Annotated in this window: 16 protein-coding genes; 11 read left to right on the forward strand and 5 right to left on the reverse strand. The window is 63.1% G+C overall.

Translation table 11 applies throughout. From position 1 onward, the window contains the following. Window positions 1-24 precede the first annotated feature (24 nt). From B5G06_RS04745 to spoIVA, 7 genes are all read left to right on the forward strand, one after another. A complete protein-coding gene (locus tag B5G06_RS04745) occupies window positions 25-1,548 on the forward strand; it encodes a DUF3794 and LysM peptidoglycan-binding domain-containing protein (RefSeq protein WP_087187940.1) in 1,524 nt (507 codons plus the stop codon). Window positions 1,549-1,682: 134 nt separating this feature from the next. Continuing rightward, the gene (locus tag B5G06_RS04750; RefSeq protein WP_087187941.1) at window positions 1,683-1,886 is read left to right on the forward strand and encodes a 4Fe-4S binding protein; all 204 of its coding nucleotides are present in this window, start codon (window positions 1,683-1,685) and stop codon (window positions 1,884-1,886) included. Next, a complete protein-coding gene (locus B5G06_RS04755; protein ID WP_087187942.1) occupies window positions 1,883-2,503 on the forward strand; it encodes a 4Fe-4S binding protein in 621 nt (206 codons plus the stop codon). The genes B5G06_RS04750 and B5G06_RS04755 overlap by 4 nt, the downstream gene beginning before the upstream one ends. 4 nt (window positions 2,504-2,507) lie before the next feature. Then, the gene (locus B5G06_RS04760) at window positions 2,508-2,804 is read left to right on the forward strand and encodes an ArsR/SmtB family transcription factor (protein WP_242955348.1); all 297 of its coding nucleotides are present in this window, start codon (window positions 2,508-2,510) and stop codon (window positions 2,802-2,804) included. Window positions 2,805-2,992: 188 nt separating this feature from the next. Then, window positions 2,993-4,903, forward strand: a complete 1,911-nt coding sequence (locus tag B5G06_RS04765) for an acyl-CoA dehydrogenase family protein (protein ID WP_087187943.1) — start codon at window positions 2,993-2,995, stop codon at window positions 4,901-4,903. Between the two features lie 19 nt (window positions 4,904-4,922). Then, complete coding sequence (locus tag B5G06_RS04770; RefSeq protein ID WP_087187944.1) at window positions 4,923-6,134, forward strand: FprA family A-type flavoprotein; 1,212 nt, start codon at window positions 4,923-4,925, stop codon at window positions 6,132-6,134. Between the two features lie 506 nt (window positions 6,135-6,640). Next, window positions 6,641-8,119, forward strand: coding sequence for a stage IV sporulation protein A (gene spoIVA, locus B5G06_RS04775; protein WP_087187945.1), 1,479 nt, complete (start codon window positions 6,641-6,643; stop codon window positions 8,117-8,119). Window positions 8,120-8,164: 45 nt separating this feature from the next. Here spoIVA and B5G06_RS04780 read toward each other — a convergent pair whose 3' ends face one another. From B5G06_RS04780 to B5G06_RS04795, 4 genes are all read right to left on the reverse strand, one after another. Beyond that, complete coding sequence (locus tag B5G06_RS04780) at window positions 8,165-10,444, reverse strand: xanthine dehydrogenase family protein molybdopterin-binding subunit (protein ID WP_087187967.1); 2,280 nt, start codon at window positions 10,442-10,444, stop codon at window positions 8,165-8,167. 2 nt (window positions 10,445-10,446) lie between these two features. After that, window positions 10,447-10,920 (reverse strand): (2Fe-2S)-binding protein, encoded by a 474-nt coding sequence (locus B5G06_RS04785; RefSeq protein ID WP_087187946.1) that lies wholly within the window; start codon window positions 10,918-10,920, stop codon window positions 10,447-10,449. After that, window positions 10,917-11,714: an FAD binding domain-containing protein gene (locus tag B5G06_RS04790; RefSeq protein ID WP_087187947.1), complete on the reverse strand. Its 798-nt coding sequence runs from the start codon at window positions 11,712-11,714 to the stop codon at window positions 10,917-10,919. Before B5G06_RS04790 ends, B5G06_RS04785 begins: the two co-directional genes overlap by 4 nt. A 103-nt stretch (window positions 11,715-11,817) precedes the next feature. Further along, window positions 11,818-12,435: a Crp/Fnr family transcriptional regulator gene (locus tag B5G06_RS04795; protein ID WP_087187948.1), complete on the reverse strand. Its 618-nt coding sequence runs from the start codon at window positions 12,433-12,435 to the stop codon at window positions 11,818-11,820. A gap of 126 nt (window positions 12,436-12,561) precedes the next feature. Between B5G06_RS04795 and leuC the strand changes: the two genes are divergently transcribed. The 3 genes from leuC to leuB are packed head-to-tail and all read left to right on the forward strand — an operon-like array spanning window position 12,562 to window position 15,394. Then, window positions 12,562-13,821: a 3-isopropylmalate dehydratase large subunit gene (leuC, locus tag B5G06_RS04800; RefSeq protein WP_087187949.1), complete on the forward strand. Its 1,260-nt coding sequence runs from the start codon at window positions 12,562-12,564 to the stop codon at window positions 13,819-13,821. Window positions 13,822-13,835: 14 nt separating this feature from the next. Continuing rightward, window positions 13,836-14,321 (forward strand): 3-isopropylmalate dehydratase small subunit, encoded by a 486-nt coding sequence (locus B5G06_RS04805; protein ID WP_087187950.1) that lies wholly within the window; start codon window positions 13,836-13,838, stop codon window positions 14,319-14,321. Further along, a complete protein-coding gene (gene leuB / locus B5G06_RS04810; RefSeq protein ID WP_087187951.1) occupies window positions 14,318-15,394 on the forward strand; it encodes a 3-isopropylmalate dehydrogenase in 1,077 nt (358 codons plus the stop codon). The genes B5G06_RS04805 and leuB overlap by 4 nt, the downstream gene beginning before the upstream one ends. A 99-nt stretch (window positions 15,395-15,493) precedes the next feature. On the opposite strand, the gene B5G06_RS04815 is transcribed toward leuB, so the two are convergent. Beyond that, complete coding sequence (locus B5G06_RS04815; RefSeq protein ID WP_087187952.1) at window positions 15,494-16,735, reverse strand: 6-phosphofructokinase; 1,242 nt, start codon at window positions 16,733-16,735, stop codon at window positions 15,494-15,496. 132 nt (window positions 16,736-16,867) lie between these two features. Here B5G06_RS04815 and fba point away from each other — a divergent pair, with 132 nt between their 5' ends. Beyond that, entirely contained in the window at window positions 16,868-17,833 is a 966-nt protein-coding gene (gene fba / locus B5G06_RS04820; RefSeq protein WP_087187968.1) for a class II fructose-1,6-bisphosphate aldolase, read from the forward strand. The last annotated feature ends 28 nt before the right edge of the window (window positions 17,834-17,861 follow it).

Below are 17,861 nucleotides of genomic sequence, written 5' to 3' on the forward strand. Positions count from 1 at the left end.
GGCCCGTACAAGGAGTGGAACGCTATGGAACTGGAACTGGAACGGACGGCGCTGGACGGATTTCGCGGGGTGCTGGACGCTGCCGTGGCGCAGGAGGAGACGGTAGAGAGCATCGTGCCCGACGCCTGCCCGGACCTGCTGGAGGTCTGCGATACCGAAGGTGTGGTGTGCCTCCATAGGAAGGAGGCCATGGAGGGCCGGGTGGAGCTGTCCGGCACCATCCACGCCCTGCTGCTGTGCCAGCCCGACGGGGAGGTGGGCCTGCGGCGGCTGGAGGTGGATCTGCCCTTCACCTGCACCGCCGATTCCCCCGACATCACCCCCGGCTGCAAGGTGGTGGCCCAGCCCCGGCTGCGGGGGGCGGACGCCCGGCTGGTCAACCCCCGGAAGGTGCTGGTGCGGGCCGACCTGGTGGTGGACGTACAGGTGTTTGCACCGGTGGCCGACTGGGCTCCCGCCTCGGTGCTGGACCCGGAGCAGGCGGGGGTGGAGCAGCTCAGTCAGAGCTGTGACACCTGTGTGACAGTGTGTGTACAGGAAAAACCCTTCCCATTCAGCGACGAGCTTACCCTGGCGGGCAGCCGCCCGGAGGCCGAGGCCCTGCTGAAGTGGCGGGTGTCCCTGGAGTGCGGGGAGACCAAAGTCATTGGCAGCAAGCTGATCTTCAAGGGCTCCGCCCGGCTCCAGGTGCTTTACCGCTGTGCCGACGGCGGGCTGAGCACCGGGGAGTTCGAGCTGCCCATCTCCCAGCTGATGGAGGTGAGCGGCGCCGGGGAGGAGGCCATGTGTCAGGTGGGCCTGATCCTCACTGATCTGAGCTGTGAGCTGGACGACGGGGACGGCCGCACCATCAGCGTGTCCATGGGCCTGCTGGCCCAGGCGGTGATCCGGGAGGAGCGGAGCCTCACCCTGCTTACCGACGTGTACTCTACCCTCTATCAGCTGGACAACGAGATCCGCACCATGGACCTGAGCCGGGTGGCCGACCGGGGAGAGCGGGAGGTGGCCGTCCGGGAGCTGCTGGAAACCGGCGTGGCCCCCCAGGACGTGCTGGACGCCTATGTGACCATGGGAGACGTGACCCAAAACCGGGAGGGGGAGCGGGTATCCCTCACCGTTCAGGCCAATGTACATCTGCTCTGCCGCACCGAGTCGGGGGAGACGGCGGCTGTCACCCGCACAATCCCCGTGTCCTGCCCGGTGGATCTGCCCGAGGGGGCACGGTGCTCCTGCTGGTGTTCCTGCACCGCTCCGGTGTACGGGGCCCCCGCCTCCGGGGGCGTGGAGGTCCGGTTCCCGGTGCGCTTTGCCTGGCTGGCCCTCACCGGCAGCAAGGCTGCCGCCGTCAGTGCCGTGTCCTTTGATGAGAATGCCCCCATTGACCACGCCGGTCAGCCCTCCATCGTGCTGCGGATGGTGAGCGGGGGAGAGCGGCTGTGGGACATCGCCAAGGCCTACGGCACCACCGCCCGGGACGTGATGCAGGCCAATGCCCTGGAGGAGGAGCTGCCCGACGGACAGCTGCTGCTCATCCCCAGAAAACGATAAGCCGGGAAAATGGCCGCCATTTGGCGGCCATTTTTGATGGAGCGCGCATCGCCCCGATTTTTCCGCTTGCATTCCGTCGGTTGTTCTGTTATATTAGTAATTGCTTAATTACTTAATTGCTAGGAGGACGATCTATGGCGTCGAAGCGTTATGCTGCTGTGGGGAAGCACTGCGTGGCCTGCGGCTGTTGTGTAAAGGTGTGCCCCATGTCAGCCATCTCCATCTGGCGGGGCGTAACTGCCCAAGTGGACCGGGAGAAGTGCGTGGGCTGCGGCAAGTGCGCCAAAGAGTGCCCGGCTGGCACCATTGAACTGCGGGACCGGGAGGTGGGCGCATGAACAAGAAAAAACACTGGTACGACTATCTGTGGATCGTCACCCCCATCTATCTGGGATTGGGGTTCTTCAACATCCTCTTTGCCTGGCTGGGCATGATCTTCTTCTGTCTGCCCCTGCTCATCGCCATCTTCGGCGGCAGCAAGCTCTACTGCAACCGCTACTGCGACCGGGGGCAGTTCCTGTCCCTGCTGGGCGGGCGGCTCAAGCTGTCCCGGAACAAGCCCACCCCCCGGTGGATGCGGACCAAAGCCTTCCGGTACGGCTTTCTCATCTTTTTCTTCGTGATGTTTTTCCAGATGCTCTTTACCACCTACCTGGTAGGGGCGGGAGCCAGAGACATTGGGGAGCTCGTCAAGCTGTTCTGGACCTTCCAGGTGCCCTGGCACTGGGCCTATCACGGCACCCTCTTTGCTCCCTGGGTGGCCCAGTTCGCCTTCGGGTTCTACTCCATCATGCTTACCTCCACCCTTATCGGCCTTATCGTTATGGTGCTCTTCAAGCCCCGGACCTGGTGCGTGTTTTGCCCCATGGGCACCATGACCCAGCTGATCTGCACCCTGCGGGCAGGCAAGGCCCCGGCGGGGGCCTGCGCCGCCTGTTCCGGCTGCCGGAGGTAAGCATATGGACGAACAACTGCGGGAAAAGGCCCAAACCATCGCTTCGCTTATGGCCCAGATGGCCAACGAGAACCGGCTGCTCATCCTGTGCGCCCTGCTGGACGGACCCAAGACGGTGGGGGAGCTGGGGGAGAGCGTGCCCAACATCACCGCTCCCGCCCTGTCCCAGCACCTGCACAAGCTGAAGGATGGGGGACTGGTCCAGGCGGAGAAGCACGGCCAGTTCGTTACCTATTCCATCAAAGACAGCCGCCTTCAGGCCCTGATGGCGGTGCTGAAAGAACAATATTGTGCCCAATGAACAGACAGCGCGTCCCATTTGATGTGGGATGCGCTGTCTGTTCTTCTAATTCCTGGTTCTCATATGGGAAATATTTTGTTAAAATGCCATAATTCCTATTGACATACTTTACTCCACTATGTTAGGATGGTCTCACAAGATAATGATTCTCATTATTGATTCTAAATACAGATAAGGAGGACGACACCATGCTGTTCAAGACCACGGAGCAACACGAGGCCCTGCGGGCCAAGATCCGGGCATTTGCGGAAGCGGAAGTCAAGCCCCAGGCCTTCCTGATGGACAAGGAGAACCTATTTCCTGACGAGGCCATCAAGAAGCTGGGGGAGATGGGGCTCATGGGCATCCCCTATCCCAAGGAGTACGGCGGCGCCGGACTGGACGCCCTGAGCTACGCCATCGCGGTAGAGGAACTGTCCCGGGTGGACGGCGGCACCGGCGTCATCCTGTCGGCCCACGTGTCCCTGGGCTCCTGGCCCATCTTCGCCTACGGTACTGAGGAGCAGAAGCAGAAGTACCTGGTGCCCCTGGCAAAGGGCGAGAAGATCGGCGCCTTTGGCCTCACCGAGCCCAACGCCGGCTCGGATGCCGGCGGCACTGAGACCACCGCCGTGGACAAGGGGGACCACTGGCTCCTCAACGGCGGCAAGATCTTCATCACCAACGCCCCCAAGGCAGATACTTATGTGGTCTTTGCTGTGACCACCCCCGACATCGGCACCCGGGGCATCTCCGCCTTCATCGTGGAGAAGGGCTGGGAGGGCTTCACCTTCGGCGACCACTACGACAAGATGGGCATTCGTTCCTCCTCCACCGCTGAGCTGATCTTCAACGATGTGAAGGTACCCAAGGAGAACCTGCTGGGCAAGGAGGGCCAGGGCTTCAAGATCGCCATGTCCACCCTGGACGGCGGACGTATCGGCATCGCGGCCCAGGCGCTGGGTATCGCCCAGGGGGCCTATGAGGCCGCCGTGGAATACGCCAAGGAGCGGGTCCAGTTCGGCAAGCCCATCGGCTTTAACCAGTCCATCGGCTTCAAGCTGGCCGATATGGCAACCAAAATCCGCTGTGCCCGTATGCTGGTCTACTCCGCCGCCGACCTGAAGGAGCATCACGAGCCCTACGGCACCGAGTCCGCTATGGCCAAGATGTATGCCTCCGACATCGCCCTGGAGGTCACCAACGACGCCGTCCAGATCTTCGGCGGCACCGGCTTCCTCAAGGGCATGGACGTGGAGCGGATGTACCGGGACGCCAAGATCACCACCATCTATGAGGGCACCAACGAGATCCAGCGGGTGGTTATCTCCTCCGCCATTATGGGCAAGCCCCCCAAGAGCGAGGGCGGCTCCTCCAGCCGGCCCAAGAAGCCCGCCCCCGTCACCGGCGTGCGCAAGCGCATCCTGCTGAAGGAGGGGAGCGCCGCCGACCAGGTCAACGCTCTGGTGGAACATCTGAAGAAGGACGGCCACGACTTTACTGTTGGTATCCCCATGGATACCCCCATCAGCCAGGCCGAGCGTGTGGTTTCCGCCGGTCAGGGCATCGGGGACAAGAAGAACATGAAGCTGGTGGAGAATCTGGCCAAGGCTGCCGGCGCCGCCATTGGCTCCTCCCGCCCGGTGGCCGAGACGCTGAAGTATGTGCCCCTGGACCGGTATGTGGGTATGTCCGGCCAGAAGTTCAAGGGCAACCTGTACATCGCCTGCGGCATCTCGGGCGCCATCCAGCACCTGAAGGGCATCAAGGACGCCTCCACCATCGTGGCCATCAACAAGAACGGCAACGCACCCATCTTCAAGAACTGTGACTATGGCATCGTGGGCGATGTCAATGAGATCCTGCCTCTGCTGGCCGCCGCCCTGGATACCGGGGAGAAGCAGCCCGCACCCCCCATGGTGAAGATGAAGCGCCCCGCGCCCCCCAAGCCCGAGCCCATCGGCAAGCGGTATGTTTGCGGTGGCTGCGGCTACGAGTACGTCCCCGAGCTGGGCGACCCCGACGCCGAAGTGGCCCCCGGCACCCTGTTTGAAAACCTGCCCGAGGAGTGGGTGTGCCCCGAGTGCGCCGAGGGCAAGGATATGTTCATTGAAGCCTGAGTAAGAAGGAGGGACTATCATGTATTGTGTCCGCAATGTGACGGAAGATCTGTACTGGGTGGGTGCCAACGACCACCGGCTCCACCTGTTTGAAAACATCCATCCCATTCCCCGGGGCGTCAGCTATAACGCCTATCTGCTGCTGGACGAAAAGACCGTCCTCTTTGACACCGTGGACTGGTCCGCCTGCCGCCAGCTGCTGGAGAACGTGGAGCATCTGCTGGGGGAGCGGCCCCTGGACTACCTGGTCATTAACCACATGGAGCCTGACCACGGCGCCTCCATCGAGGAGATCCTGCTGCGCTGGCCCCAGGTGAAGGTGATTTCCACCGAGAAGTCCTTCCTCTTCATGCGCCAGTTCGGCTTCCAGATCGACGGCCATGAGCTCATCGAGGTGAAGGAGGGGGACACCCAGACCTTCGGCAAGCACACTGTCACCTTCGTGGCGGCCCCCATGGTCCACTGGCCTGAGGCCATGGTTACCTTCGACACCACCAACGGCGTTCTCTTCTCCGCCGACGCCTTCGGCTCCTTCGGAGCCCTGGACGGCAAGCTGTTCGCCGACGAGGTCAACTTCGACCGGGACTGGATCGACGACGCCCGCCGCTACCTCACCAACATCGTGGGCAAGTACGGCCCCCACATCCAGCTGCTGCTCAAGAAGGCGGGGGGCATTCTGGACCAGATCAAGTACATCTGCCCCCTCCACGGTCCCGTATGGAGGAAGGATCTGGGCTACTTCATCGACAAGTACGACAAGTGGAGCCGCTACGAGCCGGAGGAAAAGGGCGTCATGATCGCTTACGCCTCCATGTACGGCAACACCGAGGCCGCCGCCCAGGCGCTGGCCGCCAAGCTGTGCGAGAAGGGCGTCACCAACGTGTGGGTGTATGACGTATCCAACACCCATGTGTCCTACCTGGTCAGCGAGTCCTTCCGGCTGAGCCACATCGTGCTGGCCAGCGTCACCTACAACCTGGGCATCTACCCCGTGATGCACGACTATCTCATGCACCTGAAGGGGCTCAACCTCCAGAACCGTACCTTCGCCCTCATCGAGAACGGCTCCTGGGCTCCCAAGTCCGGCGATCTGATGCAGAAGTTCGTGGATGAGGAGCTCAAGAACATGACCGTCCTCAATGACCGTCTGTCCATCGCCTCCGCCCTCCACGCCGACAAGGCTGCCGAGCTGGAGTCTCTGGCTGACTCCATTGTGGAATCCATGCAGTAACCGTTCAGGACCCCGCTTCGGCGGGGTCCTTGAGACTGTCGAAAAAGTGGCACGCCACTTTTTCGAGTAGGTTGCAGTCTGCCGCGCGCAGATTTTGCCCGCCATAGGCGGACAAAATCCACACTTGCAGCCTGAGAAGTGTTTTCAGTCACGCACATGTCGCGACTGAAAACGGATTTGACTTTATTCGCGCCTGCGGGCGCGAACTCTGCGAGGCTTTTTCGACAAGCTGCAGGGCCTGTTGCAAAATAGCTGTTTTGCACAAGCCTGTCATTGCGAGCCAGTGCGCGCACTGGCGTGGCAATCCGTTTCCCCGGCAAAAGGGGCGGATTCCCACGAAAAACGGCCGCCCACCGGGCGGCCGTTTTTCTCGGAATGACGGGTCTTTGTACGAGCTACGCATTTTGCAACAGGCCCTTTTCCGTCCGCCATGAATAATCCACGGCTTATCCCCATACCTATGTAGAGAAAACGTCGGCTTAACATGGCCGAAGGAGGAATTGCCAGTGGAACAACGCAAGCTCTATGAGGATATCGCCCTGCGGACTGAGGGGGATATCTATATCGGCGTGGTGGGGCCGGTGCGGACTGGAAAATCCACGTTCATCAAGCGGTTCATGGAGACCATGGTCATCCCGGGCATCGAGAACGTCTACCGCCGGGAGCGGGCCAAGGATGAGCTGCCCCAGAGCGGCTCGGGCCGCACCATCATGACCGCCGAGCCCAAATTCGTCCCCGAGGAGGCGGTGGAGGTCACCATGGACAGCGGGGCCACCTTCAAGGTGCGGCTCATCGACTGCGTGGGTTATCTGGTGCCCGGGGCGGTGGGCTCTCTGGAGGACGACGTGCCCCGGATGGTGACCACACCCTGGTTCCCGGAGCCCATCCCCATGACGGAGGCCGCCGAGATCGGCACCAGGAAGGTCATTGCCGAGCACTCCACCATCGGCATCGTGGTCACCACCGACGGTACCGTTACCGACATCCCCCGGGAGGACTACCTGGAGGCGGAGGAGCGGGTCATCACCGAGCTGAAGGAGCTGGGTAAGCCCTTCCTGGTGGTGCTCAACTCCGCCCAGCCCCGGTCTGAGCGGGCTCAGGCCATCCGGGCGGACATCGCCTCCCGATATGATGTCACCTGCGTGTGCGTCAACTGCCTGGAGCTGGAGGAGGAGGCAGTGACCGGCATCATCAAGGGGGTGCTGTACGAGTTCCCGGTGAAGGAGCTGGATCTGTTTCTGCCCCCCTGGGTGGATGCCCTGCCCTGGGATCACCCCATCAAACACGGACTGTACGCCGCTATCCGGGAGAGCGCCAAGGGAATGCGCCGCATCCGGGACGTAGAGAGCACGGTGGCCGCCATGGGAGAGTGCGACACGGTGAGCCGTGCCCAGGTCACCTCCATAAATCTGGGCACCGGTCTGGCCGCCGCCGACCTGGAGCTGCCCCGCAGCCTCTTCTACGACACCCTGTCCCAGCAGTCCGGCTTCATCATCCACGACGACGGGGACCTGCTGGAGCTTTTGAGCCGCCTGTCCCGGATCAAGGCCAAGTACGACAAGGTGGCGGGCGCTCTGGAGGAGGTGAAGGCCACCGGCTACGGCATCGTGGTGCCCGGCACCGACGAGCTGGTGCTGGAGGAGCCGGAGATCGTCCGGCAGGGCGGCCGGTACGGGGTGCGCCTCAAAGCCTCGGCCCCCTCCATCCATATGATAAGGGCGGACATCGAGACCGAGGTCTCTCCCATCGTAGGCAACGAGAAGCAGAGCGAGGAGATGGTCAACTTCCTGCTTCAGGAGTTCGAGGGGGACACCAAGGCCATCTGGCAGTCCAACATCTTCGGCAAGTCCTTCCACGAGCTGGTCAGCGAGGATCTCAACGCCAAGCTCAAGCGGATGCCGGAGGACGCCCGGTCCAAGCTGCAGGAGACCCTCCAGCGTATCATCAACGAGGGTTCCGGCGGGCTCATCTGCATCATCCTGTGAAAAAAGAAATGGACGCTGCCTGTGCAGCGTCCATTTTGTCTGTCTTTATGATTCCTGGCCCATGAGGATTTTCTCGGCGGTGATGGGCAGGGAGCGCACCCGCACGCCGGTGGCGTTGTATACTGCCTGGGCAATGGCGGGGGAGGGGGTGTTGATGACCACCTCGCCGATGGATTTGGCGCCGAAGGGGCCGTTGGGCTCATAGCTCTCCTGGAACTCCACCCGGATCTCCGGCAGGTCGGTGCGGCTGGGGATCTTGTAGGTCATGAAGGTGGAGTTGACCATCTGGCCCTTGGGGTCGTAGTTGATGTCCTCCAGCAGGGCCATACCGATGCCCTGGGCGATGCCGCCCTCGGCCTGGACCCGGGCCAGGTTCTTGTTGATGACGGTGCCGCAGTCCACCACGCCTACATAGTCCACAACCTTGGTCTCGCCGGTCTCCAGGTCCACCTCCACCTCGGCAAAGCCCGCCATGAAGGGTGGGGGAGAGGTGGGGCTGCAGTGGCTGGCGGTGGCGGTGAGCCACTGGGTGCCCTCGCCTACCACCAGGTCCTGGGCCAGCTTGTCCAGGGTGATGGCGTTCTCGGGGTTGGTGCGGTCGTACACCTTGTCCCCGTCAAACTCCGCCCGCTCGGGGTGGATGTTCAGGCGGCGGGCCCCCTCGGCAGCGATCTTCTCGTTGAGCTCGGTGCAGGCCTTCACCACCGCCATGCCGGTGACATAGGTGGTGCTGGAGGCGTAGGAGCCGGTATCGAAGGGGGAGTGGTCGGTATCCACCCCGTCCACGGTGATGCGGTCCATGGGGCAGTTGAGAATCTCGGCGGCCATCTGGGCCAGAATGGTGTCGCAGCCGGTACCCATGTCGGTGGCGCCGATCATCAGGGTATAGTAGCCGTCGTCGTTGAGCTTGATGGTCACCGACGCGGTATCGATGGCGGAGATGCCGGAGCCCTGCATGGTTACCGCCATGCCCACACCCCGGACGCGGTGGTCGTCCACCTTGACGCAGGGGTATTTCTCCTTCCAGCCGATCATCTCCATACCCCGCTCAATGCACTGGGGCAGCTTGCAGCTGGTGAGGGGCTCGTTGTAGTAGGCGGCCATATTTTCCCCCACATGGGGCAGGTTCATAAGCCGCAGCTGGGCCGGGTCCATGTTCAGCTTCTCCGCCAGCTCGTTCATGGCGGACTCCATGGCAAAGCAGCCCTGGGTGGCGCCGTAACCGCGGAAGGCACCGGCGGCCATGGTGTTGGTATACACCACGTCCCAGGAGAACCGGAAATCGGCCTGCCGGGCGTAGAGGGGGATGCTCTTGTGGCCCACCAGGCCGATGGTGGTGGAGGCGTGCTCGCCGTAAGCACCGGCGTTGGACAGGGCGTGCATATCCACCGCCTTGATGGTGCCGTCCTTCATGGCGCCCACTTTGACGTGGACCCGCATCTGGTGGCGGCTGTTGGAGGCCTGGAAGGACTCCTTCCGGGTATACACGATCTTGGCGGGCTTGCCGGTACGCAGGGTGACCAGGGCGGGGAAGAGCTCGCTGACCAGGGTCTGCTTGGCGCCGAAGCCGCCGCCGATGCGGGGCTTCACCACCCGCACCATGTTCTTGGGCAGGCCCAGAGCATGGGCAATGGTGCGGCGGCAGTGGAAGGGCACCTGGGTGGAGGATACCACGTTGAGCCGCCGGTTGTGGTCCAGATAGGTATAGGTGCGGAAGGTCTCCATCATGGCCTGGGCGTTGGCCTTGGTATAATAGGTCTGATCCACCACCACGTCGCAGGCAGCCATGGCGGCATCCACGTCGCCATCGGCGTCGCAGCCGCTGGACACCAGGTTGCGCTTCTGGTCGCCGCCGATGTCGAAGTGGTGGAAGTAGTCATCCTCCGAATGGACGACAATAGGGTTGTCCAGAGCGGTCTCAAAGTCCAGCACCGGCTCCAGAATGTCATACTTCACCTGGATCATGCCCATGGCCTTGGCCACGCAGTCCTTGTCCCGGCCTGCCACGATGGCCACCGGGTCGCCCACATAGCGGACGGTGCGCTCCAGGATGTAGCGGTCGTAGGGGGAGGGCTCCGGGTAGGACTGGCCCGCCAGGGTGTAGCGGATCTGGGGCACGTCCTCCCAGGTCAGGATGCAGGAAATGCCAGGCACCCGGCTGGCGGCGTCCTTGCGGATAGACTTGATGCGGGCGTGGGCGTGGGGGCTGCGGAGCACCTGGACCACCAGGCAGTCACGGGGCACCATGTCCTCGGTGTATACGCCCTTGCCGCCGGTGAGGGCGGCGCCGTCCAGCTTGGGGATGGCCTGATTGACGAATTTCAGATTCATGCCTGACCCTCCTTCTCCCAGGGCTTGTCGTGGAGCCAGGCCCGCAGGGCCCGGGTCTGACCGGCGTAGCCGGAGCAGCGGCACAGGTTGCCCGCCAGATAGTTGGAGATTTCCTCCTCGGTGGGGTCGGTGAGCTCCCGGCGCATGGCCAGCACAGCCATGATGAAGCCGGGGCTGCAATAGCCGCACTGCTCGGCGCCCTGGGCGGTCATGTACCGGCCGAAGGAGGCGGCCTCCTCCTTCACGCCTTCCAGCGTGGTGACGTGGAGGCCGTCGGCCCGGGCGGCGGGGTAGGAGCAGGACAGCACAGGCTTGCCCTCCACCCACACGGTACACAGGCCGCAGTTGCTGGTGTCGCAGCCGCGCTTCACGCTGACGTAGCCGTACTTGCGCAGAAACTCCAGCAGCATCATATCGTTGGGGATGTGCTTGTTATACAGCATCCCGTTGACGGTGATCTTGACTTTCATCCCTTGTTCTCCTCCATGCACTGCTCTGCCGCGCGGCGCACCAGCACGGCGGCCAGCTTCTTCCGGTAGTCGGCCCCCGCCCGCAGGTCGGTGCCGTAGGTCAGCTCCTCAGCGGCGGCCTGTCCGGCGGCTGCGGCCCCCTTGCCCTCGTTGAGGCAGGCGGCGGCGCTTTCGCACCGCACTGCCCGGGCGGGACGGGCGCCCACCGACACGGTCCACTGGCCGCCCCGGCAGCTCACCGCCGCCGCCAGGGTGGGGAAGTCGGTGGTGGAGCGGCGGACGCTCTGATAGGCGGCCCGGCGGCCGTCGTCTTTGATGCGTACCTTCAGCAGGATATCGTTGAAGGCGATGGGGGAGGCCATGAACTCCGCCAGGGGGAGCTCGCCGCCCCGATGGAGCACCACGGTGGCGTCCAGCGCCAGCAGGGCGCAGGTCAGGTCGGAGAAGCCGAACCGGGAGAACACAGAGCCTCCCACGGTGGCGCAGTTGCGGAAGGGTACCCCCACGATGTGGGATACACAGTCCCCCAGAATGCCGTCAAAGCGGGAGGTGACGGCGGGGTGAGTCTCCAACTGATGGAGGGTGACCGAGGCCCCCAGCTCCAGATAGCCGTCCTTCACTTCGATCTGGTCCAGGCCCAGCCGGGTCAGGTCAATGGCGCGGCCAATGCGGCGGCGGCCCATTTTCAGCCAGCAGCAGCCACCCAGAATGACGCTGGTCCGGGTGTCCCGCTGGAGCAGCTCGTCAGCTTCCTCAAGGGTCTCGGGAAACACGTAGCTCTTGATGGTGAACAAATCTAATTCCTCCCCACAGTTCGGGTGATTTTCCGTTTTGCAGACATGATATTATACCGGCTCCTGCCAGAAATGTACAGAGGCAATCCTGAAAATTCCGGATTCAGTTTCCATCCTGCAAAAAGCCCTCCAGGCCCCGGCGGTCTGTCAGCTTCAGGCTCTTGTAGCCCGTCCTGATCCAGCCCTTTTTATCGAACTCCCCCAGCACCCGGCTTACCGTTACCCGGCTCACCCCCACCGAGGCACCAATCTCCTCATGGGTGCAGCGCACCGTATCCTCCGGCCAGGGCAGGATGGTCAGCAGGTGGCGGGCGATGCGCTTGTCCGCCTGGAGGAAGTCCCCGTCCACATGGCCGGACAGCATCCGCACACGGCGGGCCAGGTCCTCCAGCATGGCGATGGCCAGATCGGGATGGGCGGCAAAGACCTGGGTCAGGTGCTGCCGATCCACCGCCACCAGCTGGCATTTGGTCACCGCCATGGCGGAGGATACCCGGGGCTGGCCGTCAAAGAAGGCGGCCTCGCCCATCAGCTCGCCGGCGTGGGGGAGGGTGAGGATACGCTCCTCGCCCTCGGGGGAACTGATGAAGCACTTGGCGGTGCCCGATACAATATAATAAAAGCAATCCGCCCGGGTGTCCTGGAGATAGATCAGCTCTCCCGGCTCCTTGTGCAGAATGGGCTGGCCGTCGGCCAGAGGCGTCCAGATGTTGCGCAGCATGGCGGTTTCCTCCTTTCGGGCGGGGACAAGCCCTGCCCTTACGGTAAGATTGTAGCATGGTTTACATTCTTCTGGCAAGGGGGTATGGTATGCTGATACCAACAAGAAATAAGGAGGCGCCCTCGTATGGGAATGACCATGACCCAAAAGATCCTGGCCCGCCACGCCGGACTGGACCAGGTGGTACCCGGCCAGCTGGTGGAGGCCAAGCTGGACCTGGTGCTGGGCAACGACATCACCGCGCCCGTCGCCATCACCGAGTTCCGCAAGGCGGGACTGACTCAGGTATTTGATCAAGACAAGATCGCCCTGGTGCTGGACCACTCCACCCCCTGCAAGGACATCAAGTCCGCCCAGCTGTGCGCCCAGGCCCGGGAATTTGCCAAGGAATTCAACATCACCCACTTCTATGACGTGGGCTGCATGGGTGTGGAGCACGCTCTGCTGCCGGAAAAGGGCCTCACCGCCCCCGGTGAGTGCATGATCGGCGCCGACTCCCACACCTGTACTTACGGCGCGGTGGGTATGTTCTCCACCGGCGTGGGCTCCACCGACATGGCCGCCGGTATGGCCACCGGCCTTGCCTGGTTCAAGGTGCCCGCCGCCATCAAGGTCACCCTCACCGGCAAGTTCCAGCCCTATGTGTCCGGCAAGGACGTGATCCTCCACCTGATCGGCCTGATCGGCGTGGACGGCGCTCTGTACAAGTCCCTGGAGTTCGCCGGGGAAGGGGTAGGGGAGCTGTCCATGGACGACCGCTTCACCATCGCCAATATGGCCATCGAAGCCGGCGCCAAGAACGGCATCTTCCCGGTGGACGACAAGACCCGGGCCTACCTGAAGGGCCGTGTTACCCGTGAGTGGGAGGCGGTGGAGGCCGACCCCGATGCCGAGTACGAGCGGGAGATCGTCATTGATCTGAACACCCTCCAGCCCACGGTGGCCCTGCCCCATCTGCCCTCCAACACCCGCACCATCGACCAGGTGGAGGGCACCCACATCGACCAGGTGGTGATCGGCTCCTGCACCAACGGCCGTCTGGACGACCTGCGGCAGGCCGCGGCGGTGCTCAAGGGCCGCAAGGTGGCCGACGGCGTGCGCTGTATCGTCATCCCCGCCACCCAGCAGATCACCCTGGACGCCATGGCCGAGGGCCTGATCCAGACCTTCATCGAGGCGGGCTGCGCCGTGTCCACCCCCACCTGCGGCCCCTGCCTGGGCGGCCACATGGGCGTGCTCTCCGACAACGAGCGGGCCATCTCCACCACCAACCGCAACTTCGTGGGCCGCATGGGCCCCGTGTCCTCCGAGATCATTCTGGCCAACCCCGCCGTGGCCGCCGCTTCCGCGGTGGCTGGCTGCGTGGCCGATCCCCGGAAGCTGTAAGGAGGTTTTCAGGCATGAAAGTATATAAGTACGGCGACAACGTGGATACCGACGTGATCATTCCCGCCCGGTACCTCAACGCCCCCGACGAAAAATCCCTGGCCTCCCACTGCATGGAGGACATTGACGCCAACTTCGCCTCCACCGTGGAGCAGGGCGACATCATCGTGGCCGGGGCCAACTTCGGCTGCGGCTCCTCCCGGGAGCACGCCCCCCTGTCCATCAAGGCCTGCGGCGTGAAGTGCGTCATCGCCCCCTCCTTCGCCCGCATCTTCTACCGCAACGCCATCAACATCGGTCTGCCCATCATGGAGAGCCCCGAGGCTGCCGCCGCCATCCAGGCGGGGGACACTGTGAGCGTGGACTTTGCCACCGGCACCATCACCGACGAGACCCAGGGCAAGACCTGGCAGGCCGCCCCCTTCCCGGCCTTCGTGGACAACATCATCCAGGCCGGCGGCCTGCTCAACTCCCTGAAAGCGCGAGGTGTGGCCAAATGAATTACAAAATCGCTTTGATCCGGGGCGACGGCATCGGCCCCGAGGTAGTGGGTGAAGCCGTCAAGGTGCTGGAGGCCGTGGGCAAGAAGTTCGGCCACAGCTTTACCTATGAGGACGTGCTGCTGGGCGGCTGCGCCACCGACGCGGTGGGGAAGAGCTACCCCGACGGCACTGCTGAGAAGTGCAAGGCCTGCGACGCCGTGCTGCTGGGCGCTGTGGGCGGACCCAAGTGGGGTTCCGACAAGCCCGCCGAGCAGCGGCCCGAGACCGCCCTGCTGGCCATCCGCAAGGACCTGGGCCTGTACGCCAACCTGCGCCCCGCCGCCCTGCGGCCCGCTATGGCCGATGCCTGCCCCCTGAAGAAGGAGACGGCCGAGAAGGGCATCGACCTGATGATGGTCCGTGAGCTCACCGGCGGCATCTACTTCGGCCAGCGGGAGAAGTATGACACCCCCGATCGGGGCGTGGAGTGCGCCGACCGGATGGCCTATTCCGAGAAGGAGATCGAGCGCATCGGCCGCCGTGCCTTTGAGCTGGCCCGCCTCCGCCGGAAGAAGGTGTCCTCCGTGGACAAGGCCAACGTGCTGGAAACCTCCCGCCTGTGGCGCTCTGTCATGCACCGTCTGGCGGAGGAGTATTCCGACGTTCAGTACGAGGACGTGCTGGTGGACAACTGCGCCATGCAGCTGGTCCGTGATCCCGGCCAGTTTGACGTGGTGGTCACCGAGAATATGTTCGGCGACATCCTGTCCGACGAGGCAAGCATGGTCACCGGCTCCATCGGCCTGCTGCCCTCCGCCTCCATCGGCGACACCGCTCCCGGCCTGTACGAGCCCATCCACGGCTCCGCCCCCGACATCGCGGGCCAGGACAAGGCCAACCCCATCGCCACTATCCTGTCGGTGGCCATGATGTTCCGCTACTCCTTCCACCTGGCCGCCGAGGCCGACGCGGTGGAGGCCGCCGTGGACGCTGTGCTGGCCGAGGGCTGGCGCACCGCCGACATTGCCGAGCCGGGGGTCACCCCCATCGGCACCAAGCAGATGGGCGATCTCATCTGCGCCAAGATCTAAGGAAAACAGGGAAGAGGCGGCAGTGCCGCCTCTTCTTTTTGCCGGTATATGAAAAAAGAGCCGTTCCCGTGGTGGGAACGGCTCTTTTCTGTCGTTGGATTACATATCGACGGTCAGGACCTTCTTCAGGCGGGCAAAGCGGGGGAGGGAGTGCTCCTTGGGGCCGTTGGCCTCGCCCTGGATGAGGGGCAGGACGTAGTCGATGAATTCCTGCTTCACGCCGTTGCCGGCCTCGTTGATCCACTCGCGGGGCACCTTCTTCTCGAAGTTGGCCACGATGTCCAGGGGCTGCAGCACGGTTTCGCACTTGTAGCCGCCGTCGCGGGTGCACTGGAAGGCCACCATCTTGTCGGTGGTGCCGGCCACAGCGGCCTCCACGGCGGTCTTACCGGCCAGGAAGGCCTCGTCGATGTCGGTCTTGGAGCCCACGTGAGAGCCGCAGCGCTGAAGCAGGGACAGCTCGATGCCGCGGACCTTGGCGCCGGTCTTGTTCTTGATGATGTCGGCCAGCTTGACAGCCAGGCCGCCCAGCTGAGCGTGGCCGAAGCCGTCGGTGGCGGAGGTCTCAGCCTCGGACACGAAGCGGCCGTCGGCATAGTGGATGCCCTCGGACACGGCCACCATGCACTTGCCGGTCTTGTTGTAGATGTCGGTTACGTCCTTGACGAACTGATCCATGTCAAAGTCGGTCTCGGGCAGGTAGACCAGGTCGGGGCCGCAGCCGGCCACGGAAGCCAGAGCGGCGGAGCCGGCCAGCCAGCCGGCGTGACGGCCCATGATCTCGATGACAGTGACCATGCCGGTGTCATAGACGTGGGCGTCCTGCCACACCTCGGCGCAGGAGGTGGCGATATACTTGGCGGCGGAAGCAAAGCCGGGGCAGTGGTCGGTGCCGTTCAGGTCGTTGTCGATGGTCTTGGGCACGCCCATGATGCGGCACTCATAGCCCACCTTCTGCATATACTTGGAGATCTTGTTGCAGGTGTCCATGGAGTCGTTGCCGCCGTTGTAGAAGAAGTAGCGCACGTCGTACTTCTTGAAGATCTCAAGGATACGCTTATAATCGGTATCGTCCTTGTCGGGGTCGGCCAGCTTATAGCGGCAGGAGCCCAGAGCGGAGGAGGGGGTGTACTTGAGCAGCTCCAGCTCAGCGGCGTCCTCCTGGCCCATATCATACAGCTTGTCGTCCAGCACGCCCTTGATGCCGTGGGCGGCGCCCAGCACCCGGGTGATGCAGTCGGTGTCCAGGGCGGTGCGGATCACGCCCAGAGCACTGGCGTTGATGACGGCGGTAGGACCGCCGGACTGGCCGATAATACAAGCGCCTCTCAGTTCACTCATGAAAGTTGCCTCCTGTTGGTTGAATAAATTTTTACAAATTTTGATTTTGCGGGAATATCATATCACGTCCTCTTGAAATTATCAAGGAGACCTGCTAAAATCATGGTGCATCAAAAAAAGGAGATGACTGATATGCCTCTCGTAACTACTAAGGAAATGTTCCAGAAGGCCTACAACGGCGGCTACGCCATCGGCGCCTTCAATGTCAATAACATGGAGATTGTCCAGGGCATCACCGAGGCTGCCAAGGAAGTCAACGCCCCCCTGATCCTCCAGGTCTCCAAGGGCGCCCGCGCCTACGCCAACCACACCTACCTGGTGAAGCTGGTGGAGGCCGCCATCATTGAGACCGGCCTGCCCATCTGCCTGCATCTGGACCACGGCGACAGCTTCGAGACCTGCAAGAGCTGCATCGACGGCGGCTTTACCTCCGTCATGATCGACGCCTCCTCCAAGCCCTTCGCCGAGAATATCGAGATCACCAAGAAGGTGGTTGAGTACGCCCACGATCACGGCGTCGTCGTCGAGGCCGAGCTGGGCGCTCTGGCCGGCGTGGAGGACGAGGTCAACGTGTCCGCCGCCGACTCCCACTACACCCGCCCCGAAGAGGTGGAGGAGTTTGTCTCCAAGACCAACTGTGACTCCCTGGCCATTGCCATCGGCACCAGCCACGGCGCTTATAAGTTCACCGCCGCTCAGTGTACCCGCAATGAGAAGGGCGAGCTGGTTCCCCCGCCCCTGCGCTTCGACATCCTGGACGAGGTCGTGAAGCGTCTGCCCGGCTTCCCCATCGTGCTCCATGGCTCCTCTTCCGTGCCTCAGGAATTCGTGAAGATGGTCAACGAGAACGGCGGCAAGATGCCCGACGCCGTGGGTATCCCCGAGGAGCAGCTGCGTCAGGCCGCCCGGGGCGCTGTGTGTAAGATCAACATCGACTCCGACCTGCGCCTGGCCATGACCGGCACCATCCGCAAGTTCTTCAACGATCATCCCGACAAGTTCGACCCCCGTGAGTACCTGAAGCCCGCCCGTGCCGCCATCAAGGAGCTGGTGAAGCACAAGCTGGTTTACGTTCTGGGCTGCGACGGCAAGGCCTGATCCAACAAAATCACCACAGAAAAGGAGA

Origin of the sequence: Flavonifractor sp. An52 (assembly GCF_002159385.1) — a bacterium.
Taxonomy (GTDB): Bacteria; Bacillota; Clostridia; order Oscillospirales; family Oscillospiraceae; genus Flavonifractor; species Flavonifractor avicola.

What these genes read in the sequence shown, in the direction of transcription:
- B5G06_RS04745 (WP_087187940.1), top strand. Translation starts at nt 25, where the DNA reads ATGGAACTGGAACTGGAACGGACGGCGCTGGACGGATTTCGCGGGGTG.
- B5G06_RS04750 (WP_087187941.1), top strand. Translation starts at nt 1,683, where the DNA reads ATGGCGTCGAAGCGTTATGCTGCTGTGGGGAAGCACTGCGTGGCCTGC.
- B5G06_RS04755 (WP_087187942.1), top strand. Translation starts at nt 1,883, where the DNA reads ATGAACAAGAAAAAACACTGGTACGACTATCTGTGGATCGTCACCCCC.
- B5G06_RS04760 (WP_242955348.1), top strand. Translation starts at nt 2,508, where the DNA reads ATGGACGAACAACTGCGGGAAAAGGCCCAAACCATCGCTTCGCTTATG.
- B5G06_RS04765 (WP_087187943.1), top strand. Translation starts at nt 2,993, where the DNA reads ATGCTGTTCAAGACCACGGAGCAACACGAGGCCCTGCGGGCCAAGATC.
- B5G06_RS04770 (WP_087187944.1), top strand. Translation starts at nt 4,923, where the DNA reads ATGTATTGTGTCCGCAATGTGACGGAAGATCTGTACTGGGTGGGTGCC.
- B5G06_RS04785 (WP_087187946.1), bottom strand. Translation starts at nt 10,920, where the DNA reads ATGAAAGTCAAGATCACCGTCAACGGGATGCTGTATAACAAGCACATC.
- B5G06_RS04795 (WP_087187948.1), bottom strand. Translation starts at nt 12,435, where the DNA reads ATGCTGCGCAACATCTGGACGCCTCTGGCCGACGGCCAGCCCATTCTG.
- leuC (WP_087187949.1), top strand. Translation starts at nt 12,562, where the DNA reads ATGGGAATGACCATGACCCAAAAGATCCTGGCCCGCCACGCCGGACTG.
- B5G06_RS04805 (WP_087187950.1), top strand. Translation starts at nt 13,836, where the DNA reads ATGAAAGTATATAAGTACGGCGACAACGTGGATACCGACGTGATCATT.
- leuB (WP_087187951.1), top strand. Translation starts at nt 14,318, where the DNA reads ATGAATTACAAAATCGCTTTGATCCGGGGCGACGGCATCGGCCCCGAG.
- B5G06_RS04815 (WP_087187952.1), bottom strand. Translation starts at nt 16,735, where the DNA reads ATGAGTGAACTGAGAGGCGCTTGTATTATCGGCCAGTCCGGCGGTCCT.
- fba (WP_087187968.1), top strand. Translation starts at nt 16,868, where the DNA reads ATGCCTCTCGTAACTACTAAGGAAATGTTCCAGAAGGCCTACAACGGC.